This is a genomic window from Marisediminicola senii (assembly GCF_011057645.1).
Taxonomy (GTDB): Bacteria; Actinomycetota; Actinomycetes; order Actinomycetales; family Microbacteriaceae; genus Marisediminicola; species Marisediminicola senii.
On record NZ_JAALGE010000001.1, the window covers coordinates 48,092 to 75,076 of the forward strand.

At 68.4% G+C, this 26,985-nt stretch carries 29 protein-coding genes and 1 tRNA gene; 18 read left to right on the forward strand and 12 right to left on the reverse strand.

Annotated features, from left to right (window positions below):
- The first annotated feature begins 46 nt into the window (after positions 1-46).
- Both G5S38_RS00240 and G5S38_RS00245 read left to right on the forward strand, forming a co-directional pair.
- On the forward strand, positions 47-631 hold the full coding sequence (locus G5S38_RS00240) for a hypothetical protein (RefSeq protein ID WP_165063184.1): 585 nt from the start codon (positions 47-49) through the stop codon (positions 629-631).
- Entirely contained in the window at positions 618-1,136 is a 519-nt protein-coding gene (locus tag G5S38_RS00245; protein ID WP_165063185.1) for a WapI family immunity protein, read from the forward strand. The genes G5S38_RS00240 and G5S38_RS00245 overlap by 14 nt, the downstream gene beginning before the upstream one ends.
- Before the next feature lie 101 nt (positions 1,137-1,237).
- Here the strand turns inward: G5S38_RS00245 and G5S38_RS00250 are convergent, their stop codons facing one another.
- Positions 1,238-2,254: a LacI family DNA-binding transcriptional regulator gene (locus tag G5S38_RS00250; protein ID WP_235928838.1), complete on the reverse strand. Its 1,017-nt coding sequence runs from the start codon at positions 2,252-2,254 to the stop codon at positions 1,238-1,240.
- 314 nt (positions 2,255-2,568) lie between these two features.
- Here G5S38_RS00250 and G5S38_RS00255 point away from each other — a divergent pair, with 314 nt between their 5' ends.
- The 5 genes from G5S38_RS00255 to G5S38_RS00275 all read left to right on the forward strand — a co-directional run bounded on the left by G5S38_RS00255 (position 2,569) and on the right by G5S38_RS00275 (position 7,652).
- Positions 2,569-3,777 carry a sugar ABC transporter substrate-binding protein gene (locus G5S38_RS00255; protein WP_165063187.1) on the forward strand — a complete coding sequence of 403 codons (1,209 nt, stop codon included), beginning with the start codon at positions 2,569-2,571 and terminating at the stop codon, positions 3,775-3,777.
- Positions 3,778-3,780: 3 nt separating this feature from the next.
- On the forward strand, positions 3,781-4,734 hold the full coding sequence (locus G5S38_RS00260; protein WP_165063188.1) for a carbohydrate ABC transporter permease: 954 nt from the start codon (positions 3,781-3,783) through the stop codon (positions 4,732-4,734).
- A gap of 9 nt (positions 4,735-4,743) precedes the next feature.
- Complete coding sequence (locus tag G5S38_RS00265; RefSeq protein ID WP_165063189.1) at positions 4,744-5,622, forward strand: carbohydrate ABC transporter permease; 879 nt, start codon at positions 4,744-4,746, stop codon at positions 5,620-5,622.
- A gap of 72 nt (positions 5,623-5,694) precedes the next feature.
- Positions 5,695-6,498, forward strand: coding sequence for a ThuA domain-containing protein (locus tag G5S38_RS00270; protein ID WP_165063190.1), 804 nt, complete (start codon positions 5,695-5,697; stop codon positions 6,496-6,498).
- Positions 6,498-7,652, forward strand: a complete 1,155-nt coding sequence (locus G5S38_RS00275) for a Gfo/Idh/MocA family protein (RefSeq protein WP_165063191.1) — start codon at positions 6,498-6,500, stop codon at positions 7,650-7,652. The genes G5S38_RS00270 and G5S38_RS00275 overlap by 1 nt, the downstream gene beginning before the upstream one ends.
- A 56-nt stretch (positions 7,653-7,708) precedes the next feature.
- Here the strand turns inward: G5S38_RS00275 and G5S38_RS00280 are convergent, their stop codons facing one another.
- The 5 genes from G5S38_RS00280 to G5S38_RS00300 form a co-directional block, all read right to left on the reverse strand.
- Complete coding sequence (locus G5S38_RS00280; protein WP_165063192.1) at positions 7,709-8,638, reverse strand: SDR family oxidoreductase; 930 nt, start codon at positions 8,636-8,638, stop codon at positions 7,709-7,711.
- Positions 8,639-8,821: 183 nt separating this feature from the next.
- On the reverse strand, positions 8,822-9,661 hold the full coding sequence (locus G5S38_RS00285) for a helix-turn-helix transcriptional regulator (RefSeq protein ID WP_165063193.1): 840 nt from the start codon (positions 9,659-9,661) through the stop codon (positions 8,822-8,824).
- A 136-nt stretch (positions 9,662-9,797) separates the two neighbouring features.
- Complete coding sequence (locus tag G5S38_RS00290; RefSeq protein WP_165063194.1) at positions 9,798-10,187, reverse strand: VOC family protein; 390 nt, start codon at positions 10,185-10,187, stop codon at positions 9,798-9,800.
- On the reverse strand, positions 10,184-10,465 hold the full coding sequence (locus G5S38_RS00295; protein WP_165063195.1) for an ArsR/SmtB family transcription factor: 282 nt from the start codon (positions 10,463-10,465) through the stop codon (positions 10,184-10,186). Before G5S38_RS00295 ends, G5S38_RS00290 begins: the two co-directional genes overlap by 4 nt.
- 103 nt (positions 10,466-10,568) lie before the next feature.
- Positions 10,569-11,375, reverse strand: coding sequence for an SDR family NAD(P)-dependent oxidoreductase (locus G5S38_RS00300; protein WP_328796022.1), 807 nt, complete (start codon positions 11,373-11,375; stop codon positions 10,569-10,571).
- Between the two features lie 53 nt (positions 11,376-11,428).
- Between G5S38_RS00300 and G5S38_RS00305 the strand changes: the two genes are divergently transcribed.
- Together G5S38_RS00305 and G5S38_RS00310 are read left to right on the forward strand one after the other, a co-directional pair.
- Positions 11,429-12,181, forward strand: coding sequence for an SDR family oxidoreductase (locus G5S38_RS00305; RefSeq protein ID WP_235928819.1), 753 nt, complete (start codon positions 11,429-11,431; stop codon positions 12,179-12,181).
- 108 nt (positions 12,182-12,289) lie between these two features.
- On the forward strand, positions 12,290-12,463 hold the full coding sequence (locus G5S38_RS00310) for a CsbD family protein (RefSeq protein ID WP_165063196.1): 174 nt from the start codon (positions 12,290-12,292) through the stop codon (positions 12,461-12,463).
- A gap of 123 nt (positions 12,464-12,586) precedes the next feature.
- Here G5S38_RS00310 and G5S38_RS00315 read toward each other — a convergent pair whose 3' ends face one another.
- Both G5S38_RS00315 and G5S38_RS00320 read right to left on the reverse strand, forming a co-directional pair.
- Positions 12,587-14,779 carry a glycoside hydrolase family 3 protein gene (locus tag G5S38_RS00315; RefSeq protein WP_201276537.1) on the reverse strand — a complete coding sequence of 731 codons (2,193 nt, stop codon included), beginning with the start codon at positions 14,777-14,779 and terminating at the stop codon, positions 12,587-12,589.
- A gap of 133 nt (positions 14,780-14,912) precedes the next feature.
- Positions 14,913-14,986, reverse strand: a tRNA-Gly gene (locus G5S38_RS00320).
- Positions 14,987-15,129: 143 nt separating this feature from the next.
- Here G5S38_RS00320 and dcd point away from each other — a divergent pair.
- Complete coding sequence (gene dcd / locus G5S38_RS00325; protein ID WP_165063197.1) at positions 15,130-15,729, forward strand: dCTP deaminase; 600 nt, start codon at positions 15,130-15,132, stop codon at positions 15,727-15,729.
- Positions 15,730-15,748: 19 nt separating this feature from the next.
- Here the strand turns inward: dcd and G5S38_RS00330 are convergent, their stop codons facing one another.
- Positions 15,749-16,309, reverse strand: coding sequence for a TetR/AcrR family transcriptional regulator (locus G5S38_RS00330; RefSeq protein WP_165063198.1), 561 nt, complete (start codon positions 16,307-16,309; stop codon positions 15,749-15,751).
- Between the two features lie 23 nt (positions 16,310-16,332).
- Between G5S38_RS00330 and G5S38_RS00335 the strand changes: the two genes are divergently transcribed.
- Positions 16,333-17,685, forward strand: a complete 1,353-nt coding sequence (locus G5S38_RS00335) for an MFS transporter (protein ID WP_165063199.1) — start codon at positions 16,333-16,335, stop codon at positions 17,683-17,685.
- Here the strand turns inward: G5S38_RS00335 and idi are convergent.
- On the reverse strand, positions 17,642-18,163 hold the full coding sequence (idi, locus tag G5S38_RS00340; RefSeq protein ID WP_165063200.1) for an isopentenyl-diphosphate Delta-isomerase: 522 nt from the start codon (positions 18,161-18,163) through the stop codon (positions 17,642-17,644). The two genes, G5S38_RS00335 and idi, sit on opposite strands and share 44 nt — an antisense overlap.
- A gap of 22 nt (positions 18,164-18,185) precedes the next feature.
- Between idi and G5S38_RS00345 the strand changes: the two genes are divergently transcribed.
- The 7 genes from G5S38_RS00345 (at position 18,186) to G5S38_RS00375 (ending at position 24,539) form a co-directional block, all read left to right on the forward strand.
- Positions 18,186-19,256, forward strand: a complete 1,071-nt coding sequence (locus G5S38_RS00345) for a polyprenyl synthetase family protein (RefSeq protein ID WP_165063201.1) — start codon at positions 18,186-18,188, stop codon at positions 19,254-19,256.
- The gene (locus G5S38_RS00350) at positions 19,253-20,140 is read left to right on the forward strand and encodes a phytoene/squalene synthase family protein (RefSeq protein ID WP_165063202.1); all 888 of its coding nucleotides are present in this window, start codon (positions 19,253-19,255) and stop codon (positions 20,138-20,140) included. Before G5S38_RS00345 ends, G5S38_RS00350 begins: the two co-directional genes overlap by 4 nt.
- Before the next feature lie 40 nt (positions 20,141-20,180).
- Positions 20,181-21,926: a phytoene desaturase family protein gene (gene crtI, locus G5S38_RS00355; protein WP_165063203.1), complete on the forward strand. Its 1,746-nt coding sequence runs from the start codon at positions 20,181-20,183 to the stop codon at positions 21,924-21,926.
- On the forward strand, positions 21,926-22,249 hold the full coding sequence (locus tag G5S38_RS00360) for a lycopene cyclase domain-containing protein (RefSeq protein WP_165063204.1): 324 nt from the start codon (positions 21,926-21,928) through the stop codon (positions 22,247-22,249). The genes crtI and G5S38_RS00360 overlap by 1 nt, the downstream gene beginning before the upstream one ends.
- On the forward strand, positions 22,246-22,647 hold the full coding sequence (locus tag G5S38_RS00365; protein WP_165063205.1) for a lycopene cyclase domain-containing protein: 402 nt from the start codon (positions 22,246-22,248) through the stop codon (positions 22,645-22,647). The genes G5S38_RS00360 and G5S38_RS00365 overlap by 4 nt, the downstream gene beginning before the upstream one ends.
- Entirely contained in the window at positions 22,644-23,507 is an 864-nt protein-coding gene (locus G5S38_RS00370; protein WP_165063206.1) for a prenyltransferase, read from the forward strand. Before G5S38_RS00365 ends, G5S38_RS00370 begins: the two co-directional genes overlap by 4 nt.
- Positions 23,508-23,612: 105 nt before the next feature.
- Positions 23,613-24,539 (forward strand): universal stress protein, encoded by a 927-nt coding sequence (locus tag G5S38_RS00375; protein ID WP_165063207.1) that lies wholly within the window; start codon positions 23,613-23,615, stop codon positions 24,537-24,539.
- A 6-nt stretch (positions 24,540-24,545) separates the two neighbouring features.
- On the opposite strand, the gene G5S38_RS00380 is transcribed toward G5S38_RS00375, so the two are convergent.
- Both G5S38_RS00380 and G5S38_RS00385 read right to left on the reverse strand, forming a co-directional pair.
- The gene (locus tag G5S38_RS00380; protein ID WP_165063208.1) at positions 24,546-25,172 is read right to left on the reverse strand and encodes a response regulator; all 627 of its coding nucleotides are present in this window, start codon (positions 25,170-25,172) and stop codon (positions 24,546-24,548) included.
- On the reverse strand, positions 25,169-26,953 hold the full coding sequence (locus G5S38_RS00385; RefSeq protein ID WP_165063209.1) for a sensor histidine kinase: 1,785 nt from the start codon (positions 26,951-26,953) through the stop codon (positions 25,169-25,171). The genes G5S38_RS00380 and G5S38_RS00385 overlap by 4 nt, the downstream gene beginning before the upstream one ends.
- Positions 26,954-26,985: the final 32 nt, after the last annotated feature.

Here is a 26,985-nt window from a genome sequence, read left to right on the forward strand (position 1 = left end):
GGATGCCGCCTTCCGGCTCACATTCGCGAGGATTTATCCTTGTCGCATGAGCGCGAACGAGCGGCAGCGATTGACTCCCGATGAGCGACAGCGCGTAGGAGCAGGGGGATTGACCTCCGGCGTGATTTTCGCCGTGCTGTTCACCCTCCTCACCTGGGCAATGACGGGCAACCTCTCCCCGGTTTCCGGCGCGCTGGGCGGCGTCGTGTTCGGGGTCGCAATGGGATGCATCTTCGCCTCGACGGTGCGGCAAAACGGAGGGGAAGCTGCGACGAGAGCGCTGCGGCGCGCCTTCCGGTCACGGACGCTTCCCACGGGTGCCGATCCGCACCTGTGGTCGACCCTGCTGGATCGGCACGATGCAAGCGCGAACAAGGCCAAGTATTTCGCCATCTTCTTTGCCGCGCTGGCCGTGCTGTACGTGGTGCTTGCACTGAATGCCACGGGGCCCACAGCGGTCGCCATGTGGGCGAGCGTCGTTCTGTTTGCGGGCCTGGTCGTCTGGACGCCGCTGGAAGCCCGGGCGCGGCGTTCCAGGGTGCGCGTGCTGCGCGAGCAATTGGCACAGGTATCGGGCGGGCGGGCAGGAACCGGCGGTCATTCCGAGAACCCCTCCGATGCGCATCGCTGACGACGCGGGCGAGTCCGCATTCACGCTGGCACCGGTGCGCTACGAATTCGCCGAGGCGACCGGTGACGAATGGGATGACAACTGGCTCGTCGTGCGCGGGGCGGTAATCACTCCCGCAGCGACCTCGGAGTTCGAAGACCCGTCGCTGCTGGTGACCGAGGCGCAGGCACTGCAGGACTGGCTCGTGGGGGTCAGCCGGGGCGCAGAAAGACCGATGGCTCCCGCCGTGCTGCCCCTCCCGTCGCTGCCGTGGAGTCAGTCCACTCCGCCCGTGCTGCCCACGCTGACCTTCGTCGAACCGAACATCGCCTTCGGCGTCGTGGCATACGCCGGCGATTCGGTCACCGTGCGGGTGTTCCTCGACGCCGAGGCCCGTCCGCCCGGGGGCCTCGGCGCACCGGAAGACGAGGCCGCCGCACTCGACATCAGGGTGCGACTGACCGCGCTCGCCGACGCCGCTTCCGACTGGGGCCGCGACATCAGCGAGTTTCCCGAGCGGGCCTGACGGCTGTTCAGCGACCCGCGGGACGCGAGACCGCCGCGGCCCTGACGAGCTTCGCGATGGTGGCCGCGCCCTCATCGGTCAGGTGGTCTTGGCGCCCGCGACTACCCGCCCTCGCGCACCCGCGCGGTCGACTCGCCCTCGACGAGCACGCAGGGCAGGAGCACCTGTGTCTCGCCGTTCGCCGCCCGTCCCTCCAGCTTGTCGACCAGGGCGTCGACGCCCATTCGCCCGAGCTCGACACCCGGGGCGGCCATCAGGGTCAGGGTGGGATCGGACATCGCCGCCATCTCTGCCGACGAACTCATCGAAATCACCGAGATGTCTTCTGGCACCCGAAAGCCCAGGTTGCGAAAGCCGCTGACGAGCCCGAACGCCGCCTGCTCGTTCATGACGATGACCGCGGTGAGGTCGGGACTCGCCTCGATGAGCCTGCTGGCGGCGTCGCGGCCGGCCGCGGGCGTCTCGTCGCACGAGATCATCACGGCATCGCCATCACGGGTGGCCATGATCGCGCCGTATGTTGCCTCGGTGCGCACGACGGGCCCGTAGTCGGTCAGCAGGCTGCTTCCGACGCTGCCGGTGACGAGGGCAATGCGGGTGTGCCCCAGGTTCGATAGATATTCGATGGATGCTGCCATCGTTGTTTCGAAGTCGATGTCGACATACGTGAGCAGATCGGGTTCGCGCGTGCGTCCGATGATGGCGAACGGGGTGCCCGTCTGCAGCAGCGACGTCACGCGCGGGTCGTCGAGCTGCACCTCCATCAGCAGCACCCCGTCGACGAGGCCCCCTGCGGTGAGGTCGCCGAGCTGACCGGCGTCATTGTCGATGGGCGACAGGATCAGGTTGTAGCCGAGCTCGCTCGCGCGACGGGCGGCGCTGGTGAAGAAGTGCACGACGGTGCCGCCGAACCGGTGCTGCAGCGCCGGGTAGAGCACGGCGAGCACGCGCGACCGCTTGCTGGCGAGGGCGCGAGCCACCTCGTTGCGCCGAAAGCCGAGGTCGCGGATCGCCTGCTCGACCCGCTCGCGGGTCGCCGGGGCGACGGGTTTCGTGTTGTTGAGCGTGAACGACACCGTGGCCACCGACACGTCGGCCAGGCGGGCTACATCGCGCATCGTGACCACGCGTGCCTTCTTTCGAATGTTCCGTTGCCGTGCGCTCGGGAGTTTCGGCGTTTGCAGGAAGTCTCCCACGATTCCGGGGTCGTCCCAGTCTCGTAGTAAAGCGGTTAGATATTTTCCTTGACATGTCGGTAGCGGCGAAACAGACTGTGGCGGTAAAGCGGTTTACCGGTTCGTGGACGCACCGGTAACGACCATCACCACGGCAAAGGAGCCACACGATGACGACTGCACGCAGCCCCAGAATGACCTTCGGCCCCTCTGCCGCCCCAGCGAATCGGGCAGGTACGAGGCGCTTTCGCTCGAGGATGACCGCCGTGTTCGCGGTCGCCGCCATCACCCCGCTCGTGCTCGCATCCTGCAGCGGCGGGGGCGACTCGGGATCCGGCGGCGGCGAGGTGGAGAGCCTCTCGATCCTCGACTACTACAACAACGAGCCGGACAGCACCCTGATCCAGACGGCCATCGACAACTGCGGTGAGGAGATCGGCGTCGAGATCGACCGACGCACCGTGCCCGGTGCCGACCTCATCCAGACGGTGCTTCAGCAGGCGTCGTCGAGAACCCTCCCCGACGTTCTGATGCTCGACAATCCCGACCTGCAGGAGATCGCGGCAACGGGCGGGCTGTCGCCGCTCAGCGACTACGACGTCGACACGTCGGGATTCGCCGAGGGGATGCTCGAAGCGGCCACCTACGAAGGCGAGGTCTACGGACTCGCCCCCACCGCCAACACCATCGGCCTCTTCTACAACGCCGACCTGCTCGAGGCGGCGGGCATCGAGCCGCCGACCACCTGGGACGAGCTGAAGACCGCGGCCGCCGCCCTCACCACCGGCGACCAGTACGGCATCGCCTTCTCGGCGATCGCCACCTACGAGGGCAGCTGGCAATTCCTGCCGTTCATGTGGACCAACGGTGGTGACGAGACCGACCTCACCACCCCCGAGGTCGCGGAGGCCCTGCAGCTGCAGGTCGACCTCGTGCAGTCCGGCTCGGCATCGAGCAGCGTTCTCAACTGGTCGCAGGCCGATGTGAAGGACCAGTTCGCCGCGGGCAACGCGGCCATGATGATCAACGGGCCGTGGCAGATCCCCGCCCTGCAGGAGACGCCGGAGATCAACTGGGGCACCGTGCAGATTCCCGTGCGCGAAGAGGGCCAGACGCCTATCGCGCCCCTCGGCGGCGAGGTCTGGACGGTCCCGGTCACCGGCGATGACGCGAAGCAGGCCAAGGCTGCCGAGTTCGTCTCGTGCATGAGCAACGACGAGAACCAGCTGACCCTCGCCGAAGCCCGCTACACCGTTCCGACGAAGACCGCCCTCGCGGAGCAGTACGTCGAGAACGTGCCGGAGATGGCATCATTCACCGAACAGGTGGCCAACGCCCGGTCGCGCACCGGTCAGCTCGGCGAAGAGTGGCCAGACGCGGCGACCGTGATCTACACCGCGATCCAGCTCGCCCTGACCGATCAGGCCACCCCGACGGATGCGTTCGAGGAAGCGGCTGCGGGTTAGGCCATGACCCGACTGGAAACGTCGCCGAGAGCGTCATCCACTATCGAGGCCTCTGAACCGCCCGTGCACCGTCGTCGGCGGTGGACGATGGAGAAGGTGACGAAGATCCTCTTCGTCGTGCCGGCCGGCCTGTTCCTGCTGCTGTTCTTCGGCTACCCCGTGGTCAAGAACGTCACGATGAGCCTGCAGGAATACACGTCGCGCACCTTCTTCACCGGTGAGGCCCCGTGGGTCGGATTCGCGAACTACGTGACGATCTTCACGAGCAACCTGTTCGTGCCGTCGATGGTGAACACGGCGTTGTTCACGGTGGGGTCGATCGCGGGGCAGTTCGCGATCGGCCTCGCCCTGGCCGTGTTCTTCAAGCGCCGTTTTCCGCTGAGCAACTTCCTCCGCTCGATGCTGCTGCTGCCGTGGCTCCTGCCGCTCATCGTCGCCAGCGCGACCTGGCGGTCGATCCTCGACCAGGACAGCGGGGTGCTCAACCAGTTCATCGGCGTGTTCGGCGTCGAACCGGTGCCGTGGCTCACGTCGCCCGGCGTCGCCCTGATCGCCGTGATCCTGGTGAACATCTGGATCGGCATCCCGTTCAACGTGACCATCCTCTACGGAGGGCTGCAGGACATCCCCGAGGAGCTGTATGAGGCGGGGGCCCTCGACGGCGCCACCGGCTGGGCTGCGTTCCGGTACATCACCTGGCCGAACCTGCGACCGGTGGTGAGCGTGGTGCTCGTGCTCGGGGTGGTCTACACGATCAAGGTGCTCGACATCATCCTGGGCCTCACCGACGGTGGCCCGGCGAACTCGACCCAGACCCTCTCGATCCGCTCGTACCAGGAGTCGTTCGTGAGCTTCGAGTTCGGGGTCGGCGCCGCATACAGCAACGTGCTGATCATCGTGTCGCTGCTGTTCGCCCTCATCTACCTGCGCGCCAACCGACGCGCCGTCGACGAATAGGAGCTCGCGATGACCTCGATAATCTCCACCCCCGTCGACGCACCGCGGCCGCAGCCGAGCCTGAGCGAGCGGCGTGGCGTTCGAAAGGTTCCGTCGGCCGTATTCACGGTGCTCGGCATCTTCTTCCTCGCCGTGATGCTGTTCCCCATCTACTGGATGGTCAACGCGTCGCTGCAGCCATCGGGCAACACGCTCTCCGGCGAGTGGTTTCCGGTCAATCCGAGCTTCGCCGGCTACCAGACGGCGATCGCCGACCAGGGGGCGAACCTGCTGACCAGCCTGATCGTCTCGCTCGGCACCGTGGTCTTCAGCCTCGCCGTCGCCGCGCCCGCGGCCTACGCGCTCGCGCAGTTTCGGTTCCGCTGGGTGGGGGCCGCGCTGCTGGCCATCCTGATCTCGCAGATGATCCCGGGAATCGTGATCGCCAATGCGCTGTACACCGCATACAACGACCTCGGGCTGCTCAACTCGATCCCCGGGCTGATCCTCGCCGATGCCACGCACGCCATCCCGTTCGCGATCCTCATCCTGCGCGCGTCGATGCTGAGCATTCCGGCCTCGATCATCGAGGCGGCGCGAGTCGACGGGGCCGGGTTCTTTCGGGCCTTCGTGTCGATCGTGATCCCGATCAGCCGCAACGGGTTGATCACCGCGGGGTTGTTCGCGTTCCTCTTCACGTGGAGCGACTTCCTCTTCGCGCTGACGCTCACGACGACCGACGAAGTGCGCCCGGTGACCCTCGGCATCTACCAGTACCTCGGTTCGCAGGTCGGCAACTGGAGCGCCGTGATGGCGACCGCCGTTCTGTCGTCGCTGCCCGCGATCGTGCTCCTGGTCATCGCGCAGCGGTTCATTGCCGCCGGTGCCGTGGGAGGTGCCGTGAAATAGGAACCGGCTGTATACGAGGGGCCACCGCGGCCCGAACCACCCCATCAACAGATGTAGATCGAAGGAATCACCGTGACCGAGCAGTCCGCAGCATCCACCCCCGTCCGCGTCGTCGTCTGGGGCGAGAACCGCCACGAGAAAGTCGAGCCGCACGTCGCCGAGATCTATCCGAATGGAATGCACGAAACCATCCGCGAAGGCATCGAGGAGAACCTCGGCGCGAGTGCGACCGTCACGACGGCGACCCTCGACGACCCCGAGCACGGACTCACCGAAGAGGTGCTCGCCGCCACCGACGTTCTCGTCTGGTGGGGGCACGCCGCTCACGACGAGGTGAGTGACGAGGTCGTCGAACGCGTGCACTCGCACGTGCTCGCCGGAATGGGGCTGCTCGTGCTGCACTCCGGGCACTGGTCGAAGATCTTCGGCAAGCTCATGGGCACCAGCTGCACGCTGCGTTGGCGGTCTGAGGCCGACCGCGAGATCGTCTGGACGGTCGACCCGACCCACCCGATCTCGCGGGGCATCCCGCATCCATTCATCATTCCGCAGCAGGAGATGTACGGGGAGTTCTTCGACATCCCCGCGCCCGACGAGCTGGTGTTCCTCAGCACGTTCTCCGGAGGGGAGGTCTTTCGGTCGGGCTGCACGTTCAAACGCGGTTTCGGCAAGATCTTCTTCTTCAGCCCCGGCGATCAGGACTTTCCGGTCTACCACCACAGCGACGTTCGCCGGGTCATCGCCAACGGCGTCGAGTGGGCGAGGACGGTGCGCCCCGAGCGCGCGGTTCCGGTGCTGCTGCGCTACGAGACCGAGGACTTCTACACCGGCCGCGACTACACCGGCGCGATGAACAACAGCGAAAAGGTGGAGTGATGGCGGCGTTCCAGACGCTCGCCAGCGCGACCGAGCCGGTGCGCATGGTGCTGGTCGGCGCCGGCGGCATGGGCAAGCAGTGGATCGCCGCGCTCACCGCGAACGCCGACGTCGACCTGGTCGGCGTCGTCGACCTCGATATGGATGCTGCGCGAGCGGCCCTCGATGCGGCCGGGCTCGACGGCACCCCCGTCGGCACCAGCGTCTCCGCGCTGGCCGCCGAGACCGGCGCGCACGCGGTGGTGAACGTGACCGTGCCGGTCGCGCACCACCCCGTGAACGTCGAGGCCATGTTCGCCGGACTGCCCGTGCTGTGCGAGAAGCCGGCGGCCCCGACGGTGAGCCTCGCGCTGTCGCTCGCCGCGTCGGCGGAGGCCGCCGGACAACTGCTGATGATCAGCCAGTCCCGGCGGTACTACCAGAGCCTCGCGGCGTTCCGGTCGGAGGTCGGCGGCCTCGGCGACATCGGCATGGTGACGACCGAGTTCTTCAAGGCACCCCGGTTCGGCGGCTTTCGCGACGAGATGCAGCACGTGCTGCTCGTCGACATGGCGATCCACGCGTTCGACGTGGCGCGGTACCTGGTCGAGCAGGATCCGGTCGCCGTGTACTGCGACGAGTTCAACCCGAGCTGGAGCTGGTACCGGGCGGATGCCGCGGCCACCGCGGTCTTCGAGCTGAGCGGCGGCACGCGCTACGTCTATACCGGCAGCTGGTGCAGCGACGGGCTCGAGACGTCGTGGAACGGGTCGTGGCGCGTCAGCGGCGCCGGCGGCACGGCGACGTGGGACGGCGAGGGCCAGCCGACGGTGGAGCGGGTGTCGGCGTCGTCTGCTGATGATGCTCCTACTGCGACTGCCGTCTCGGAGAGTGCGGATGCCGCGGCGGCGGGCCCAGAAGAGATTGCGGGTTCGCTCGCCGAGTTCGTCAGCGCACTGCGCACCGGCGAGACGCCGTCGGGCGAGATCCACTCGAACATCTACAGCCTCGCGATGGTCGAGGCCGCGGTCACGTCGGCCGAGACCCACCAGCGGGTGCTCATCGACGACGTGATCACCGCGGCACTCGCCGACGCGAAGGCGAACGAACGGAACGATGCCGTGCGCGCGATCCTCGAAGGGTGGGAGTCGCCCGCGGCAATCGGGAAACGCTAACGGTCGAGGGTCGGCGCCCCGGCGACAGTGCAGTGCGCCGACCCTGGCAACGCCCGTCAGACCGTGAAGCGCACCCCGACCAGCCGCTCCGACTCCTCCCACACCCGGCGGGCGTCGTTCATGTCGAGCATCGGCGCCCAGAACTGCTGCGCTACGGCCGGGCCGCCGATCAAGCGCTTCGGGCCGAAGAACTGGTCGCCGCGCGAGTCGGCGCCGACAGCCGCCCGCAGCGCGGGCATCGCGGCGGTCTCGACCGTTCCGGTGACGCCGAGCCGTGACATGGCCCGGATGACGCGGCGGCTGCCGGTCTCGCGTGGACGGCCCAGGCCGGGCTGCGCGGCGAGCAGATTCGTGGGCGAGACACCGGGGTGCGACAGGTTGCTGCTGATACCCCAGCCACTCTCGCGGCTGCGGGCGTCGAGCTCGCGGGCGAACAGCGCCACTGCGATCTTCGACTGGACGTAGGCCTTCATCACGTCGTAGCTCCGCTGCCAGTTGAGGTCGTCCCACTGCATCCCACCGCTTCGCGCCGCAATGCTCGTCTGATGCGTCACCCGCGCGCCGCCGTCTCGCAGCAGCGGAAGGAGGCCCAGCGTGAGGGCGAAGTGTCCGAGATGGTTGGTACCGAGCTGCAGCTCGAACCCGTCGCGGGTCTCCTGGCGCTGCGGCGGCTGCATGACGCCCGCGTTGTTGATGAGCAGGTCGATCGGCCGACCCTCCGCGCGGAGTTCGCCGGTCAGGGCGGCCACGGAGTCCAGCGACGACAGGTCGAGGTCGCGCAGCGTGACCTTCGCGCCGGGAACAGCGTCATGGATGCCGCGAACCGCCGCCTCTCCCTTCGAGCGCGTGCGCACCGGCAGAATGACCTCGGCGCCGGCCCGCGCGAGGCGCCCGGCGATGACGCGGCCGATCCCGTCGCTCGCGCCGGTGACGACGGCGAGCGTGCCGGTCAGGTCGGGGATGAACGTGTCGTCGATGCGTGGCATGGGGGCTCCTCTGGTCTGCGGTTCACCACCGCGATGAGTGGTGTGACACCAACACTGCGACCGTGCGCGAAATGCATTCAGTGCCTGATGAGCCACTGACCGCGGGACCACCCTTCGGGCGGGCCGGCTCTGACCGAGCGCAGACATGGCTCAGTCGTGCCCCGGGTGGCTCAGTCGTGCCGGTCAGGCCATGCTCTGCGCGCCGACGACCGACAGCAGCTGCAGCTTTTCGTAACTCTCGCTGCCCGGCACCGCGGTGTAGACGAGCAGGCGGTGCGATTGCTCCGGGTCGAGCAGGGTCTGGCACTCGAGCTCGAGCGGCCCGACCGACGGGTGGAGAAAATGCTTCGTCGTGGGTGGGCGCAGGCCCACTTCGTGTTCCGCCCACAGCGCGCGAAACTCGTCGCTCTCGGCGGAGATGCGCGCGGCCAACTGGGCGGCCCGCGATTCGGGCCCACGCAGCGTCACGATCTCGCGCAGTCCGGAGGCGTAGAGGCGCGACATCACGGGCCGATCCGCCGGCGGGTAGACCTCGCGGGCTGCTGCGTCGGTGAACCAGCGGTACCCGATGCTGCGCGCGGCACCGGTGCGGAGGGACGCGTCACCGGTGAGGGCCACGCCGAGCGGGGTCTGTCGGAGGGTCTCACCCAGCTCGGTGATGATCTCGGCTGGCGTGTCATCCAATCGATCGAGAATGCGCAGCAGGCCTGGACTCACGTGATCGGTGGCGGTGCCGCGCGCGGGAGGGTTGTGGCCGGCGAGACGGAACAGGTGGTCGCGTTCGGCGAGGGTGAGGTGCAGGCCCTGCGCGATGGACGCCACCATCTGCTCCGACGGGTGAGGACCCGTGCCGCGTTCCAGCCGGGCGTAGTAGTCGGTCGACATGTGACTGAGCGCGGCGACCTCTTCGCGTCGCAGCCCACGGGTGCGCCTGCGCTGGCCCCGCGAGAGGCCCACGTCTTCTGGCTGCAGCGACTCCCGCCGTCGGAGCAGGAATGTCGCCAGGCCGGTGCGGTCGATCACGGTGCCTCCTCGTGTGGTCGCCCGAACAGCGACCCCCTCGTTCTTACCCGTCGGGGCGTTCAGGTGCCACGGCCTGACGATCCACCCCTCGCGGATGCTTCGTGGGCTCGTGAAGCTGCCGCGATCGCCGCGTTCGTCAGCCGGTGAACTGGGCGATCTGCAGCAGGTTGCCGCAGGTGTCGTCGAGCACGGCGATCGTGACAGGCCCCATGTTCGTCGGGGGCTGGGTGAACGTGACGCCGTCGCCGATGAGCCGGTCGTACTCAGCCTGCACGTCATCGACACCGAGAACGCAGAAGGGGATGCCATCGGCGAGAAGCGCGTCGGTGTAGGCGACGGCCGCGGGGTGCGCCTTGGGTTCGAGGGAGATCTGCGTGGCATCCACCCGATCTCGATCGACGACGGTGAGCCACCGGTGTTCGCCGATGGGAACGTCAGCTGCGATCGCGAAGCCGAGTTTCTGGGTGTAGAAGTCGAGTGCCCGCTGCTGGTCGTTCACGAAGATGCTGACGGTCTGGAGCTTCATTGCTGGTCCTTTCGGAGGGGCCATCGTTCCGCGATCTCGGCGAGTGGTGTGGTGTCGATCGTGTGGAGTTTGTAGCGGCCGCGGCGTTCGGTGCGCACGAGGCCGGCCGCTTCGAGCACGTCGAGGTGCTGTGAGACGGCCTGGCGAGACGGGGTGAGGTCGTGGTTCATCGCAAGTTTCGTGCAGAGTTCAAACAGGGTCTGCTCGTCGCGCGTGAGGAGTTCGTCGAGGAGAAGCCGCCGGGTCTCGTCGGCCAGGGCCCTGTAGATCTCCGACACGGAACGAGCATAGGCAAGTAGTTGCTTGCATGTCAACGGACGCTGCGTCCCGTACATTCGCGGATGACCACCCCGGTTACCACGCGGCCGGGGCGGCGCGACCTCAGTCCGACGTGAGGGATTCGTAAGCCGCCCCGGGAACCTGCGTGGCGAACTTGCCGCCGCTGACGTCGATCAGCGTGCCCGTGATGTAGCTCGCGAGATCGCTGGCCATGAAGAAGAGCAGCTTCGCGACGTCTTCGGGCTCGCCCCAGCGCCGGATGGTCAGGGTGCCGAGCTTCTCGTTCTGCTCCGCGTCCGTCATGTCGGCGAATCCGTTCATGGAGGTGGGGATCATCCCGGGCGCATAGGAATTCGCGGTGATGTTGAACGGGCCGACCTCCCCGGCGAGCGTTCGCGTGAACTGCACGACCGCAGCCTTCGATGCTCCATAGGCGGAGGCGCCGATGCTCGGGATGATGGCGGCGAACGATGCCGCGTTCAGGATGCGTCCGGATTTCTGCGTTTTCATCGTGGGGAGTACGGCCTTGCAGACGTTGAACGTGCCGCGAACGTTGACGGCGAAGCACTGGTCCCACAGGTCGACATCGAGGTCTTCGACGAGCCCGACGGCGTTGATGCCCGCGTTGTTGATGAGCACGTCGATTCGACCGAATCGCTCGACTACCCGGCCGATGACGTCACGCACGTCGGCGTCGTTGCGCACGTCGCATTCGAACTGCGCCCCCGACCACCCCTCGTCGTCGAAGCGCTGCGCAACGGCGTCGAGTTCTACACGGTTCACGTCCAGCGCGACGACCGTGGCCCCCTCGCGCGCGAAGTACTCGGCGATGACTCGGCCGATTCCGCGCGCCCCGCCGGTGATGACCACTACCTGGCCCGAGAAGTCGATCTGCATTGATCCGTCCATTCCGTGACAGTGCCGAACAGCGTGTCCCCAGCGATGAGCATACGTTTGACGACGTGAAGAACATCGAAACCAGCGACCGCACACTGTGGGTGACCGGGGCCGGGAGCGGCATGGGGCGTGCGGTTGCGAGATCGGCAGCACGAGCGGGCTACCGGGTCGCGCTCAGTGGCCGCCGACCCGAACCGCTCGACGAGACATCGACGCTGATCGCGAGCGAAGGCGGTTCTGCGCTCGCCGTTCCGCTCGACGTCACCGACCAGGAGAGCGTGCTGCGCGCGCACGAGCGAATCGTCGACCACTGGGGGCGAGTCAGCCACCTCGTGCTCTCGGCCGGGCTGAACACGCCGCAGCGCTTCTGGCGGGACCAGTCCATGACGGACTTCTCGAGAATCGTGCAGACCAACCTGGTCGCCGCGACCGGAGTCGCAAGTGCGGTGCTCCCATCGATGCGGCAGGCTCGCGACGGGGTGGTCGTGTTCGTGTCGTCGTTCGCGGCATGGCGATTCAACCCTGGTTCCGGAGTCGCCTACAGCGCGAGTAAGACCGCGGTCTCTGCGCTCGCCCACTCGCTGAACGTCGAGGAGAACCGGCACGGGGTGCGGGCATGTCACTTCTGCCCCAGTGACACCGACACCGACTTCCTTGCGATGCGACCTGCGGTGCCAGACGCCGAAGCAAGGGGAACGATGCTGACCCCCGACGACGTCGCATCTGCCGTGCAATTCGTTCTCGATGCTCCGGCCCACGTCTGCATCAACGAGTTCGTGCTCTCGCCGACGGGGGCCCAGGAGGACCCGCGGCCGTGACGTGCTCAGGCGCCATGCCGTGACGGGCGAAGGCTTCTCCCGGCCTCGGCGCATACGATCGCCCTGAGCCCCCGGACCAACCGGTGACCACCATCAGAAGGGAACGTCATGTCCATTGGCGACAAGGCAAAAGACGCCGTTCAGAAGACTGCGGGCAAGGCAGAAGAATTCGTCGGCAAGAAGACCGATGACGCAGAACTGACCGCACAGGGCCAGAAGGACCAGGCCATGGGCGAAGACCGTCTGCAGACCGAGAAGGCAAAGGACGCCTCAGACAACTAGGTCAGCAGGGGTTGCATCGCGTTAGACCGAAACGGCCGCCCCGAGGGGTGGCCGTTTTCGTGCAGTGGGGCGACGGGAGTATCCCCGCCGCCCCACTGCTGTGACTACCTACGAACTACCCGGTCAACCGCGGCTCGCGATGCGGCGTCGTGCCGCGACGAGGAGTCCGACGCCGAGGGCGAGGAGCGAGGCACCTGCGAGAAAAACGAGCGAAGCATCCGTTCCGGTCGCCGCCAGGGTGTCGGGTGCCGTTGCAGACGGAGCAGGCGCCGGTGCGACAGGTGTCGCCGGGGGCGTCGTCGGGTCGGGGGCGACCACGGCGGCGTAGCTCAGGCCGAAGCCGTATTCGAACAGTGGGTCGGCCGTGTCGTTGGGCACGTCAGATAGCTGGGCAGCGACCTGCTCCATCGAACTGGGGAGTTCGAACGGCAGCGTGCCTTCCGGCTGCGCCGCACCCGTGATGACATTCAGCAGCGCCTCGTCGGAGGCACCGTACGCGCCGATAACGGCATCGGAGTTCTCGACCACGTTGCCGAGCACCAGAGGGCGCGACAGCTGCGGTACGGCGATCGTGATCGCACCCGCGTCGTGCGCGGCCTTGAGTGCAACGAAATCCTCCTCGGCGCCGGTGAAGTCCAAGTCGGTCAGGTCGTCACCACCCGTGGGGTCGACGAGACGAATGATCGCGACATCCGCATCGGCAGCGTTCTCGACCACGGTCATGCCAGCGGCGACGGCAGCCTCGGGGGCGACCCCGTAAAGGTAGACCGACGTGCCGGGAGCTACCGTCAGCGGAAGGGTCTCGTCGTCGTTGGCGAGCAGGGTCAGCGACTTCTGCTGGATGTCGGTTCCGACCGCACGGGATTCGGCGCTACCGACGAATGCCTGGGCGGCGGTCGGGTCGACATACGGGTCCTCGAACAGGCCGAGCTCGAACTTCTGCGCGAGCACGCCGGAGGCGGCGTCGATGACCCGCTCCGGGCTGAGCAGGCCATCCTGAACCGCCTGGATGATGTACTGCGGCTGGTCGCTGCCACCGATGATGTCGACGCCGGCGTTGATCGCGCTCGCATAGCGCGCGGGCAGGCTGAGGTCTTCGACGCCCCACGGCATGCCGACGCCCCACGATCCGAAGAACGGTGCGGGTGGCTGCGTATCGCGGCACACCTGCGGGCAGTCGTTCGCGATGCCCCAGTCAGAGGTGACGACGCCGTCGAAGCCGTACTGGCCGCGCAGCAGGTCCTGCAAGAGGAACTCGTTGTGGTTGGCGCCGACCTGTTCGATCTCCTCGCCGTCGATCTCGAGGTTCTGCAGAATCGAATAGGTGGGCATGATTCCCGCGGCGTTCACGTCGAATGCGCCCTCGTACGGCAGGACGTGCTCGTCGAAGTTGTCGCCGGGGAATGCGGCGTAGCGCCCGTAGTAGTAGTGGCTGTCATACCCGTTCACTTGGGCGCCGTAGCCGACCCAGTGCTTGACGACGGTCGCGACGCCGTCGGGGGTGAGGCCGTCGGACCCGCCCTGCAGTCCCTGCACGTAGGCCCGCACCTGGTCCTTCACGGTGGCACCGACGGAGCCGAACGTTCCGTTCTGACGCGTCCAGCGCGGTTCGGTGCTGAGGTCGGCCTGGGGCGAGAGCGCCTCAGAGATACCAACGGAGCGATACTCGGCTGAGATGATTTCGGCCATCTCGAGGGTGACCGTCGGGTCACCGACGGCGCCCAGGCCGATCGCGTCGGGGAACGGGGTGAAGTCGCCGTTCGATACGGTCTGGCCCTCGGTCACGCTGAAGCCGCTGCGCGGATCGGTGCTGATCTTCAGCGGAATGCCGAACGGCTGCGACTCCGCGGCCTCCTGCAACTGGTTGTGCTGGTCGGCCAGGATGGCGGATGGCACGCTCAGTCGCGAGATATAGGTGCTGATATGCCCCGTCTCGAGTAGCGGATCGAACGCCTCCCGGTCGTACGTGCCATTGCCGGTGAGGCTCGCGTGCATCAGCAGGCCAGCCCGCTGCTCGAGCGTCAGCCGTCCGACCAGGTCGGCGGCGCGCTCCTCCGAGGTGAGGCGCCAATCCTCGTATGGCGTCAGGTCACCGCTCTTGTCGAGGTCGCGAAACTGCAGGCCATCGACCTCGATGATCGCGGTAGTTCGCGACTCGAGCGTCGGTTGGTCGGGTGCTGCAGCGGTCTCGATGGTGGATGCTGTCGCCGCCGTCATCGGCAGTGCGCCGAGGCCGAGCGAGGCGATCACGGCTCCACCGACGACGACACCCACCGCCTTTCGCCGATTGACCGACGGGGGAATGGATGCACTCATGACTACTCCTTCGTAGGCTGGCGCACCCCATTCAGGGGCCACTCAGCTCTGGCCACGATAGGCGGTCACCGCCGGCGTGCGCGCCAATTACCGTTTTCAGCGCGTCGAGCTGTACTTCCTGGTGATTCACCGTTGGAGCGAGTGACGGGAATCGAACCCGCACTACCAGCTTGGGAAGCTGGAGTTCTGCCATTGAACTACACTCGCGCGGTCCGCTCGCCTGAGATGCAACGGAACCGGTTTCGATTGTAGGCGCAGGTCGCGTCGGTGCGCAGCGCCCGGCGCCGGGGAACGCGCGCCGTACCGGAGGGCGGAGTCTGGCGGTCGCACGCCGCAGATACGATGGCGGCATGCTGCTCTCAGACCGCGACATCCGGGCCGAAATCGACGCTGGGCGGGTTGCGCTCGACCCCTGGGCGCCCGAGATGATCCAGCCCTCGAGCATCGACGTGCGACTCGACCGGTTCTTTCGCCTGTTCGACAACCACAAGTACCCGTTCATCGACCCGGCAGAAGACCAGCCCGACCTCACCCGCCTCGTCGAGGCAAAGGATGCCGAGCCGTTCATCCTGCACCCCGGCGAGTTCGTGCTCGGGTCGACGTTCGAGCGCGTCTCGCTTCCCGACGACCTCGCCGCGCGTCTCGAAGGTAAGAGCTCGCTCGGCCGCCTCGGACTGCTGACCCACTCCACGGCCGGCTTCGTGGATCCCGGATTCAGCGGCCACGTGACCCTCGAACTGAGCAATGTCGCCACGCTGCCGATCAAGCTCTGGCCCGGCATGAAGATCGGGCAGCTCTGCTTCATCCGGCTGTCGTCGCCCGCCGAGCGCCCGTACGGCTCCGCCGCGTACAGCTCGCGCTACCAGGGCCAGCGCGGGCCGACGGCGTCGCGCTCGTTCCAGAACTTCCACCGCACCGACACGCGGCGCGACGAGAGCCAACTCGACTAGAGGGTGACCCGCGCGGCCGCTAGTCGGAACGGGCGATGGAGGTCGCAATGGTGCGGGCGATCGCGCTGTCGTGGTGGGCGTCGCGCAGGCGCATCGCGAGTTCGCCGGTGACGATCAGCAGCAGCTGGTCGGCGATCTCGGTCGCTCGAGGCTCGCCAGCAGGAGCCGCGAGGTCGTGCAGGCGTGCGCGCATCGAGTCGGTGTCGCGCGTGACCGCAGCCGAGATTTCATCTGGCGCGTCGGCGTACTCGGCGGCCGACCCGAGGAAGGCGCACCAGCGCGCCCCGTCGGCGCGACCGCGAAACTCGTCGAGCGCATCGAAGATCGCGAGAACACGGCCTCGCCAGGTCTGCTGGCCACCGATCGCGCGATCCCATACCTCGAGCCATGAGGCGTGCCGCCGGTCGAGGGCCGCGGCGACCAGTGCTTCCTTGCTCGGGTAGCCGCGGTACAGGGTGGCCGCCGACACTCCGGCGCGCGCGAGCACCGCATCGATGGGCGTGGCACTGATGCCGGCAGTGAAGAACAGTTCGTCGGCGGCATCCAACAGCTTCTTCTCGGTCGATGCGCGGATACCCATGACAGCACCCTAGACTCCCCAATATGAAACGCCCGTTTTTGTTAAGCTATGTCGCTGGGTTCCGCGCCTTCGCGCTCGTCGCGGCCGGATCCGGCCTGATCGCGGCCACCTATGGTCTGGTGCGCCTGGCGTACGGCCTGTTCCTGCCCGACATCCAGGCCGACCTCGGGTTCGACGCGGCGGTCGCCGGTTTCATCTCGTCCGGGGCGTCGGTCGGCTACTGCGTGGGTGCGGTGGCGGGGATGTTCGTCGCCGCGCGGCACCCCCGGCTACTTGTCGTCACGGCCGGTATCGCCGGCACGGTCGGGCCCGCTGGCATGGCGGCGTCGACGAACGTCGGCCTCTTCGCGGTGTTCGCGATCGTGGGGGCGGTGGCTGCCGGTGTCGCGTCGCCCGGGTTGATCCAGCTCGTCACCCGCGCCGTGCGGCGGGAATCGCGCGACTCGAGCCAGGCGATCGTGAACGCGGGCACCGGTCCCGGGCTCGTCGCGGCCGGCGTGCTCGCGCTGGTCCTGCTGCCCGACTGGCGACTGGCCTGGGCCCTCGCCGCCGTGTTCAGCCTCGCGGTCGCGGCGGCGGTGCTGCTGCTCGACCGACGGCACGGGTCAGGCGACGACGGTGTGGAAGACGACGACGGCTCAGGGGACGATGGCGACGTAAACCGCGATGACGGCGCACAAGACGATGACTCGCGGATGCCGCAGCCCGCCGTCACGACGACGTGGTTCGCCGCCCACGCCAGCATCATCGTGGCCGCGTTGCTCATGGGCGCAGGGTCGGCTGCCGCCTGGAACTACGGCAGGACGCTCATGGTCGACGCCGGCGCCGGCGACAGCATGTCTGCCGTGGCCTGGATCGCCCTCGGGTTCGGCGGGGTTGCCGTGATCGCGACGGCCAGGGTGATGGCCGCCCGCACCCCGCGCGCCGCGTGGACCATCACGACGCTCACGATCACCGCGGCCACCGCCGCGCTCGCCCTGTTCCCTGGCTCGACCGCCGTGGCGCTGGTGGCGTTCGCGCTGTTCGGCTGGGGATACATCGCCGGCTCCGGTGCGCTCATCGCGTGGACCAGCCGCATCGACGAGACCCGCGCTGCGGCGGGCACCTCGCTGATGTTCGTCGTGCTCGTGCTGGGGCAGGCGGTAGGGGCATCCGCCCTGGGGCTCGTCATCACCGCCGCGGGATTCACCGTCGCGTTCCTGGTCGCTGCGGCGCTCGCCCTGGCAGCCGCGATCCTGCCTGGCAGGCGCAGGACGCGCGGTATGCCCGACACGCCCGAGGCGCAGAAGCGGACTGCGCGCAATGTCGAACGGCGGCGCGCGACCGCGAGCCCTACGCCGGCAGTCGCTCCAACTGCCAGCCGAGCCAGGGGCTGAACGCGAACGGCGCCGACTCGACGGCCGACCGCAGGTCTTCTGGCGTGAGCCACGCCCACTCCGACACCTCGTCGGGGTTGGGCCGGATCTCGTCGGTCGTCACGGCCGTGTAGACCGGGCAGATCTCGTTCTCGACGATGCCGGATGCATCGACCGCGCGATACCGAAAGTCGTCGAGCACCACGCTCACCGACTGCACCGTGACGCCCAGTTCCTGCATGGCACGGCGCGCGAGTGCGTGCTCGATGTCCTCGCCGGGGGCGGGATGACCGCAGAACGAGTTGGTCCAGACGCCGGGCCAGGTGCGCTTCGCGAGGGCCCGGCGAGTCACCAGAACGCGACCGGACGCATCGTGCAGGTGGCACGAAAACGCCTGATGGAGAGCGGTATCGGTGGTATGCACCGCCGCCTTGTCCGCGGTGCCGATGGCATTGCCATGATCGTCGAGGAGTACTACCAGTTCAGTCACTGCAGTCATACCGGTCAGCTACCCTTAGCGAGTGAACGCACAGCAGCTCGACGCACTTTCGGCGGAAAGGCAAGCTCGAGTCGATGCCGTGCTGGATCGATTCTTCAGTTTAGCCAAGAACCGGGCGGCCGTTTTCGGCACCGAGTACGTGCGCCTCTGGACGACCCTCGAGTCCAGCGCATCCGGCGGCAAGAGGTTCCGCCCCCGCATGGTCATGACCTCGTACGAGGGGCTCGGCGGAGACGATCCGGAGGCCGCCGCGTATGTCGGCGCCGCCTTCGAGCTGCTGCACACCGCGCTCATCGTGCACGACGACGTGATCGACCGCGATTTCACGCGCCGCGGCATCCCCAACGTCTCTGGCAGCTACCGCGACATCGCCACCACCGCGGGCGTCGCGATCCCCGCCGCCGAGCACCGCGGTCTGTCGGTCGCGGTCATCGCCGGCGACCTGGCGCTGTTCAACGCCTACCGGCTCATCGACCGCAGCGGAGTCACGGGCGACGTGCGCGAGCGCCTTCTCGAGATCATGGATGACGCGCTCTTCGCCTCAGCGGCGGGAGAACTGATCGACGTCGACTTGAGCGTCGGCGCCGGTATCCCCGACGTCGAAGACGTGCTCACGATGGAGCGGCTCAAGACCGCGGTGTACTCGTTCGAGTGCCCGCTGCAGGCCGGGGCCGTGCTCGCCGGGGCACCCGAGACCGTCGTCGAGGAGCTCGGCCGGTTCGGTCGCGAGATCGGCATCGCCTACCAGATCGTCGACGACCTGCTCGGGGTGTTCGGCCACGAGAGCGAGACCGGCAAGAGCACCATCGGCGACCTGCGCGAAGGCAAGCGCACCGTGCTCATCGCGCACGCGATGGCGCAGCCCGAGTGGTCGAGCATCCGTCACCTGGTCGGCAAGCCCGACATCACCACCGCCGAGGCCGCCGAGGTTCGGCGCGTCCTCGAAGAGTGCGGCAGCAGGCAGTACACCGCCGACCTCGCCCGGCAGCACGCGCACCGTGCCGTCGCCAACCTCCGGGAGCACGACATGGCAGACGCCCTCACCACCGAACTCGTCGCGGTCGTCGACACCGTGCTGGGCCGGGTCAGGTGACGCCCCGGCAGGGGGCCCGCGATTCGCTCTACGACCGGGTAGCCGAGGAGACCGCCGGCATCGTCATCCGCCGCTACTCGACCTCGTTCGGGCTCGCGTCGCGGCTGCTCGGTGCCGACGTTCGCCAGCACGTCGAGAACATCTACGCGCTGGTGCGCATCGCCGACGAGATCGTCGACGGCAGCGCGGCGGGCGCGGGGGTCGACTCCCTCGCGGTCGCCCGCATTCTCAGCGAACTCGAGGTCGCCACCAACGAGGCGATGGCGATCGGGTACAGCTCCAACCTCATCGTGCACGCGTTCGCCCTCACCGCGCGCGAGACCGGCTTCGGGGCAGAACTCGTGGGCCCCTTCTTCGACTCGATGCGCGCCGACCTCACCGAGGTCGAGCACGACCAGCAGAGCTTCGACGCCTACGTCTACGGGTCGGCCGAGGTCGTCGGGCTGATGTGCCTCCGCGCGTTCATGCTGGGGCACCCGGTGAGCGAGACGGATGACGCGGCGCTCGTCACCGGCGCCCGCCGCCTCGGTGCCGCGTTCCAGAAGGTCAACTTCCTCCGCGACCTCGCGGCAGACTTCCAGGGCCTCGGGCGCAGCTACTTTCCCGGCGTGAACGTGGGCTCGTTCACCGAACGGGACAAGGTGCGCCTGCTCGACGACATCGACGCCGACCTCGAAGCATCCGCCGCCGTCATTCCCATGCTTCCCCCATCGTCGCGTAAGGCAGTTGCTCTGGCGCAGGGGCTATTCTCCGAATTGTCGACGCGCCTGCGAGCCACGCCCGCCGACCAGCTCGTCCGCTCGCGCGTTCGCGTGCCGAACCCGGTCAAGCTGCGCATCGCCGCAGCCGCGGCATCCGGTCGCATCCCCAGAAGAACGGGATGAGCAGCATGACCGCAACACCATTCAGCAGGAGGAATGCAGCATGAGTCGCGTCGTCGTGATCGGTGCAGGTATCAGCGGGCTGGCCTCGGCCGCCCTGCTCGCCCGGGATGGCCACGATGTGACGGTTCTCGAGGGCCGCCCGTCGGTCGGCGGCAGGGCCGGATCGTGGGAGCACCGCGGGTTCCGCTTCGACCTCGGGCCCAGCTGGTACCTGATGCCGGAGGTGTTCGACCACTTCTACAAGCTGCTCGGCACCAGCGCAGATGAGCAGCTCAAGCTCGTGACCCTCGACCCCGGCTACCGGGTGCTGTTCGAGAACGCCGAATCGATCGACATCGTCGCCGACCCGGAGGAGAACCTCGAGATCTTCGAGCGCATCGAGCCCGGATCGCGCGAGCGCATGCAGAAGTACCTCGCCTCGGCTCTCGACACGTACGAGATGGCCAAGCGCCGCTTTCTCTACACGTCGTTCGCCGACCTCCGCCCGCTGCTGCGCCGCGACGTCATCAGCCGGCTGCCGAAGCTCGCCCGCCTGCTGCTCCAGCCGCTGTCGACGCTCGCCGCGAAGACCGTCACCGACCCGCGCCTCCGGCAGATCCTCGGGTTCCCCGCGGTGTTCCTCGGCTCGTCGCCGTTCATCACGCCGAGCATGTACCACCTGATGAGCCACCTCGACCTCGACGACGGCGTTCTCTACCCGATGGGCGGGTTCATCACCCTCATCGACAGCATCGAGAAGCTCGCCCGCGCCGAGGGCGTCACCGTCGTGACCGACGCGCGCGTCACCCGCATCCTCGTCACCGACGACCGCAAGCCGCGCACCACCGGGGTCGAATACGTGGATGCCGCGGGCAAGGCCCACACCATCGACGCCGACATCGTGGTGAGCGCTGCCGATCTCCACCACACCGAGACGACGATGCTTCCCCGTGAGCTGCAGACCTACCCCCAGGAGTACTGGGACAAGCGCACCCCCGGCCCCGGCGCGCTGCTGCTCTACCTGGGCGTCGAAGGCGAACTGCCGCAGCTCGAGCACCACAACCTGCTCTTCACCGAGGAGTGGAAGGAGGGGTTCGACGCCATCTTCGGCGAGAACCCGTCCATCCCCAACCCCGCGTCCCTCTACGTCTGCAAGCCCAGCGGCATCGACCCGTCGGTCGCCCCCGATGGCTTCGAGAACGTCTTCGTACTCGTGCCCATCCCGTCCGACCCGACGATCGGGCGCGGCGAGATCGACGGCGACGGCGACCCCAGGGTCGAAGCGGCAGCCGACCACGTGATCGCGCAGATCGCCAACTGGGCCGGCATCCCCGACCTCGCCGACCGCATCGTCGTGCGCCGCACCATGGGCCCCGGCGACTTCGCGACCGACCTCAACTCGTGGAGCGGCACGCTGCTCGGGCCGGCGCACACCCTCAAGCAGAGCGCGCTGTTCCGCGCCGGCAACATCAGCAAGCGCGTCGACGGGCTCTACTACGCCGGCGGCTCGACCATCCCCGGCATCGGCCTGCCGATGTGCCTGATCAGCGCCGAGATCCTCGTCAAGCGGCTGCGGGGCGACGTGTCGACCGAGCCGATGCCCGAGCCGCTGCGCCCGACGGTCGCCGCGGGTGCCGCTGCACCCGCTGGGGCTGGGACTACCGGCACCGCGGGTGCCCGCGTCGCGCGCGGTGGCGTCGCGTCAGCCGCATCGCCGGCCGCGACGGCGACGGAGCCGACGACCGGGGCGACGGCCGCGGCATCCACCTCTGACGCACCAGCCGAGATGCCAGCCGAGCGAAGCTAGTGGGGCTGCTGTACCTGGCGGCGCTGCTGGTCTCGCTCGCCGGAATGGTCGTGCTCGACCGGGGGTACTCGTTATTCTTCTGGCGTGACCCGCGCAGAGCTGCCATCGTGCTCGTTGTCGGCGTCGTGTTCTTTCTCGCGTGGGATGTCGTGGGCATCACCTCCGGCATCTTCTTTCGCGGCCAGACAGAGTTCATGACCGGGCTGCTGGTGTTCACCGAGCTGCCGATCGAAGAGATCTTCTTCCTCACCCTGCTCTGCTACCTCACGATGAACCTGGTCGGTGCTGCCGGCCGGCTGCTCGAGAAGCGGGCGACGAGATGACCTACTGGGCCATGAACGCGGTCTTCCTCGCGATCGTCGCCGGGGTGGGCATCGTCGCCGTCGCGCTCGCCGCCACCGGCTTCCGCACCGGGGTGCGCTGGGCGTCGATCGGCATCGCGATGGGTATCGTGCTCGTCATGACCGCGATCTTCGACAACGTGATGATCGGGGTCGGGCTGGTGGCCTACGACGCAGACAAGATCTCCGGCCAGTTCATCGGCATCGCCCCGCTCGAGGACTTCGCCTACGCGATCGCCGCCGTGATCCTGCTGCCGTCGCTGTGGATCATCCTGGGGCGCAGGCCCGCCGGTCTTGGTGCGGGTGACGCTGACGGTGCGGGCGGCGGGTCTGGCGGCGGGTCTGCGGTCGGACCGACCAGCCGAGTGGATGCCTCGTGAGCCTCGTTCGCAGCCTGTTCGTGGCATCGCGGCCGCTGAGCTGGGTGAACACCGCGTTCCCGTTCGCCGCTGCGTACTTCGTCACCACACGCGACGTCGACCTCGTGCTCGTGATCGGCGCGCTGTACTTTCTGATTCCCTACAACGTGGCGATGTACGGCATCAACGACGTCTTCGACTACGAATCCGACCTGCGCAACCCGCGCAAGGGCGGGGTCGAGGGGGCGCTGCTCGACCCCGGCGTGCATCGCGCGACGCTCATCGCGGCCGCCGCGAGCAACGTGCCGTTCCTCGTGTACCTGTTCGCGGTCGGGTCGCCGCTGTCGGCCGTCGTCCTCGTGATCAGCGTATTCGCCGTCGTCGCGTACTCGGCGCCCGGGCTGCGGTTCAAGGAGCGCCCGTTCGTCGACTCGATCACGTCGAGCGTGCACTTCGTCTCGCCCGCGGTATTCGGCCTCACCCTCGCTGGAGCACAGGTCACCACAGGGCTCATCGCGATCCTGGTGTCGTTCTTTCTCTGGGGCGCCGCCTCACACGCGTTCGGGGCGGTGCAGGACATCGTCGCCGACCGGGAGGGCCGCATCTCGTCGATCGCGACCGAGATCGGCGGCCGCGCCACCGTGCGGCTCGCGTTCGTGGCCTACGTGCTCGCGGGGGTGCTGCTGCTGTTCCTCGGGTTGCCCGGTGCCATCGCGTCGGTGCTCGCGCTGCCGTACGCGCTCAGCGTGCTGCCGTTCTGGTCGATCAGCGACGAGAACGCCGAGTCGGCCAACCGCGGCTGGAAGCGGTTTCTCGGGTTCAACTTCGCCAGCGGGTTCGTGGTGACGCTGCTGCTCATCTGGTGGTGCGCGACCACGTAGACGCTGCGGGTGCGGTGCGGGACCTTCGACTCTGGTCGGGCCGGGCGCCGCGAACGACTCTGTATGAGGGGGCCTTGCTGGTCGCCACCATACGGAGGGCATCCCATGACCGCACGCCTGGTGACCGGTGCGACGATCGCCGCGACCGACGGCGGCGACACGGCCTCGGCGGCCGCCGACTGGGCTGCCGACCGGGCGCAACGCTCAGAGTCTCCCATGGCACTGGTGCGCGTCGTCGAGCCGATACGCCACGAGCTGGCCACCGACGTCGACCGTCGCGTGGCAGCCGAACGCGCCGACGTGCAGGTCGAGTGTGCCCGCCTGCGCGCCTGCCACCCCACCCTCGACCTCACCACCGACGTGGTCTACGGCGATCCCGGTGAGATCCTGCGGCAGATGTCGTCATCGGCGAACCTGCTGGTGATCGGCAGTTCGTCGCGGCGCCGGCACGAGTCGTTCGTGGTCGACCGGCTCGTGGCGACCACGAACGGCCCCGTCGCGGTGATCCCCGCGGTGCCGGCCAGCACGGCCGAGATCGCCCGCCACGGCATCGTCGTCGGGGTCGACGGCACCGACGCGTCCCTCGCGGCACTCGCGTTCGCAGCCGCCGAGGCCGCCCGCTCCGGGGAGCCCCTCGACGTCGTGCACGCCTGGCTCGACTCGCGGATCATCGCCAAGGCCGACGCGGCGAGGGCCTCCGACGACGCCGCGCGCACGGCACTGCTGCGGTCGCAGCACGAGGCGCTACTCCGTGACTCGGTCACCGCGGTCACCCGCGAGCACCCGACGCTCGCCGTGCGCGAGCGGGTAGTGCAGGGCGACGCGGCCACCGTGCTGCTCGACGCCGCGAGCGGCAGGAGGATGCTCGTCGTCGGAATCAACGGGCGCTCCCGCATCGCGCGGTTCCTGCTCGGATCGGTCAGCCGCGCCATCGTGCGCGCCGCCGCGGTGCCCACCGTCGTCGTCCGCGGAGACACGGGCGAGGAGGCCCCGGCGCACGTCGAGGCCGCGTCCTCGGCACCGGGGCAGTAGCGCCGGTCAGGGCTCCCGGCGTGCCGCCCCGTAGACGGCAGCCTGCGTGCGACGCTCCATGCCGAGGGTGCGCAGCAGGCCGGTGACGTAGTTCTTCACGGTCTTCTCGGCCAACCCGAGCTCGAGCCCGATCTGCCGGTTCGTCATCCCCTCGGCGATCAGGGCCAGCACATCCGCTTCGCGCGGGGAGAGCGCGATATCCGGGCTGCGTGCCCCGCCGGTGATGGATGCCACCACCCGGCGTGACATCTGCAGGTCGACGAGCCGGCGGCCCGCGGCCACGAGCCGGATCGACTCGATCAGACGCTGCCCCCGGATGTCCTTCAGCACGTAGCCCGCCGCCCCGGCGAGCACGGCGGCGACGCTCGCCTCGTCGTCGTCGAACGCGGTGAGCATGAGGCAGTGGATCTCGGGATGCGTGGCGCGGATGTGCCGGCACAGGTCGATTCCGCTGCTGTCGGGCAGTCGAACGTCGAGCACGGCGACATCGGGCAGGGTCGCCGCGATGCGCGCCCTGGCTTGCGCGGCCGTCGATGCTTCGCCGACCACCTCGAGGTCGTCGTGCGAGTCGATGAGGGCCGCGACGCCGCCGCGCACGATCTCGTGGTCGTCGACGAGGAACACCCGGGTCATTCGGTGCCTCCCCTGTGGAGTGCGGGCCCGGGCGACGTGGGTATCTCGGCAGACCAGCGCAACCGGGTGCCGATGCCTGTGCTTGTGCTTGTGCCACTCTCCGCGCCCGTGCCGTCGCCGTCACCCGGCTCCACCCGCAGGGAACCCCGCCATCTCGCGGCACGCACCGCGAGGTTCGCGAGCCCGCTCTCGTTTCTCTCGTGCGGCATTCCGACCCCGTCATCCACTATCTGCACTTCGACCCGACCTTCGGCGGCCGACACCCGCACCGCGACAGCCGTCGCGTCGGCATGGCGCGCCACGTTGCTCAACCCTTCGCGCACGACCGCGAGCACGTCGTCGATGAGGTCGTCGGCGGCACCATCGGACCCCAGGAGGTCGAGCGGGCCCGCGAAGGCGAGCCGCGGGGTCACCGTGAACACGTCGCCGAGTTCGGCGAGAAGGTCGATCACCCGGAACTTGAGGGTCGTCCGCCCGGCCCTGGTCTGCGGGGCCAGCGCGAAGATGGCCGTCCTGATCTCGACGATCGCCGCGTCGAGCATGTCGATGTGGCGCTCGAGACGCGCGCGGGTGTCGTCGCCGACGTCGGACCGCGCCGACGCCTGCATGTCGAGTCCCGCCGCATACAGGCGCTGGATCACGTGGTCGTGCAGGTCACGGGCGATGCGTCCGCGGTCTTCGGCGCGCTCGAGCCGGTGGCGGTCGGAGCGCACCGCGGCGACGTCGATCGCGAGCGTGGCCTGGCGGGCGAAGTCGGTGATCATCTCGATGTCGGCGGCGGAGAATCCGGCGCGGCCGGGGGAGCGAGACACGGTGAGCGCGCCGTGCACGGTGTCAGGGGTCTCGAGCGGAACCGCGATGGTCGGGCCGAGCTGCAGCGGCACGCCCGAGACCTCGGTGAGGGTCTGCAGGTTGGCGGTGACGAGGATCTCGTGCGACTGCAGGGCCCGGCCGGAGAGGGTGCCGTCGGCGGGAACGACGAGGCCCTGCAGGTCGCCCGCGAGCCGACCGCGCGCCGTGTCGACGATCACGGTCGTGGCCGTCGCGGGCAGCACGATGCAGGCGAGGTCGGCGTCGGCGAGGGTGACCACGCGATCGGCGATGAGGTGCAGGGGCGACTCGGCGTCGTCGGAGAGCAGCGAGGTGGCCACCTCGGTGGATGCGGCGCTCCAGGCCTGCCGGCGGGCGGTCTCGTCGAACATTCGCGCGTTGTCGATCGCGATGCCCGCGGTGGCCGCGAGCGAGGTCAGCAGCTCCTGGTCTTCTGCCGTGAACTCGCCGGTGCGCTTCTCGGCGAAGTACAGGCTGCCGAAAAGTTCGCCGCGCACGCGGATGGGCACTCCGAGGAACGACTCCATGGCGGGGTGCGCGGCCGGAAAGCCGACCGATCGCGGGTCGTCGTGGATATGAGCCGTGCGAACGGGGGCTCCGTCGGTGAGCACGGCGCCCAGCATCCCGTGCCCCTCTGGCAGACGTCCGATGCGTGCCACCTGCTCTTCGGTCATGCCGACGTGCACGAACTGTTCGAGTCCGCCGTCGGCCGACCGCACACCCAGGGCGCCGTAGCGCGCGTCGACGAGGCCGACCGCGGCGCCGATCAGCGAGGTGAGCACGGTGGGAAGGTCGAGCTGTCCGACGACGAGCCGGTTGGCCTTGAGCAGTTCGCGAAGGCGGCCCTGCGTGTCGGCGACCTTCTGGGCGCTCGACATGAGCGCGGAGAGCGCCGCGTCGAGATCGGTGCGCGGGCCATCGGGAAAGGCGAGCGAGTGGGGAGTGTTCATTTACCTGGTCCTCGGCGTCTGCGCGGGTCTGG

Coding starts and splice junctions, on each gene's coding strand:
- G5S38_RS00245 (WP_165063185.1), top strand. CDS start 618: ATGCGCATCGCTGACGACGCGGGCGAGTCCGCATTCACGCTGGCACCG.
- G5S38_RS00335 (WP_165063199.1), top strand. CDS start 16,333: ATGAAACGCCCGTTTTTGTTAAGCTATGTCGCTGGGTTCCGCGCCTTC.
- G5S38_RS00380 (WP_165063208.1), bottom strand. CDS start 25,172: ATGACCCGGGTGTTCCTCGTCGACGACCACGAGATCGTGCGCGGCGGC.
- G5S38_RS00375 (WP_165063207.1), top strand. CDS start 23,613: ATGACCGCACGCCTGGTGACCGGTGCGACGATCGCCGCGACCGACGGC.
- G5S38_RS00240 (WP_165063184.1), top strand. CDS start 47: ATGAGCGCGAACGAGCGGCAGCGATTGACTCCCGATGAGCGACAGCGC.
- G5S38_RS00300 (WP_328796022.1), bottom strand. CDS start 11,375: ATGGACGGATCAATGCAGATCGACTTCTCGGGCCAGGTAGTGGTCATC.
- G5S38_RS00265 (WP_165063189.1), top strand. CDS start 4,744: ATGACCTCGATAATCTCCACCCCCGTCGACGCACCGCGGCCGCAGCCG.
- G5S38_RS00330 (WP_165063198.1), bottom strand. CDS start 16,309: ATGGGTATCCGCGCATCGACCGAGAAGAAGCTGTTGGATGCCGCCGAC.
- dcd (WP_165063197.1), top strand. CDS start 15,130: ATGCTGCTCTCAGACCGCGACATCCGGGCCGAAATCGACGCTGGGCGG.
- G5S38_RS00290 (WP_165063194.1), bottom strand. CDS start 10,187: ATGAAGCTCCAGACCGTCAGCATCTTCGTGAACGACCAGCAGCGGGCA.
- G5S38_RS00250 (WP_235928838.1), bottom strand. CDS start 2,254: ATGCGCGATGTAGCCCGCCTGGCCGACGTGTCGGTGGCCACGGTGTCG.
- G5S38_RS00275 (WP_165063191.1), top strand. CDS start 6,498: ATGGCGGCGTTCCAGACGCTCGCCAGCGCGACCGAGCCGGTGCGCATG.
- idi (WP_165063200.1), bottom strand. CDS start 18,163: ATGACTGCAGTGACTGAACTGGTAGTACTCCTCGACGATCATGGCAAT.
- G5S38_RS00385 (WP_165063209.1), bottom strand. CDS start 26,953: ATGAACACTCCCCACTCGCTCGCCTTTCCCGATGGCCCGCGCACCGAT.
- G5S38_RS00315 (WP_201276537.1), bottom strand. CDS start 14,779: ATGAGTGCATCCATTCCCCCGTCGGTCAATCGGCGAAAGGCGGTGGGT.
- crtI (WP_165063203.1), top strand. CDS start 20,181: ATGAGTCGCGTCGTCGTGATCGGTGCAGGTATCAGCGGGCTGGCCTCG.
- G5S38_RS00280 (WP_165063192.1), bottom strand. CDS start 8,638: ATGCCACGCATCGACGACACGTTCATCCCCGACCTGACCGGCACGCTC.
- G5S38_RS00365 (WP_165063205.1), top strand. CDS start 22,246: ATGACCTACTGGGCCATGAACGCGGTCTTCCTCGCGATCGTCGCCGGG.
- G5S38_RS00255 (WP_165063187.1), top strand. CDS start 2,569: ATGACCGCCGTGTTCGCGGTCGCCGCCATCACCCCGCTCGTGCTCGCA.
- G5S38_RS00310 (WP_165063196.1), top strand. CDS start 12,290: ATGTCCATTGGCGACAAGGCAAAAGACGCCGTTCAGAAGACTGCGGGC.
- G5S38_RS00260 (WP_165063188.1), top strand. CDS start 3,781: ATGACCCGACTGGAAACGTCGCCGAGAGCGTCATCCACTATCGAGGCC.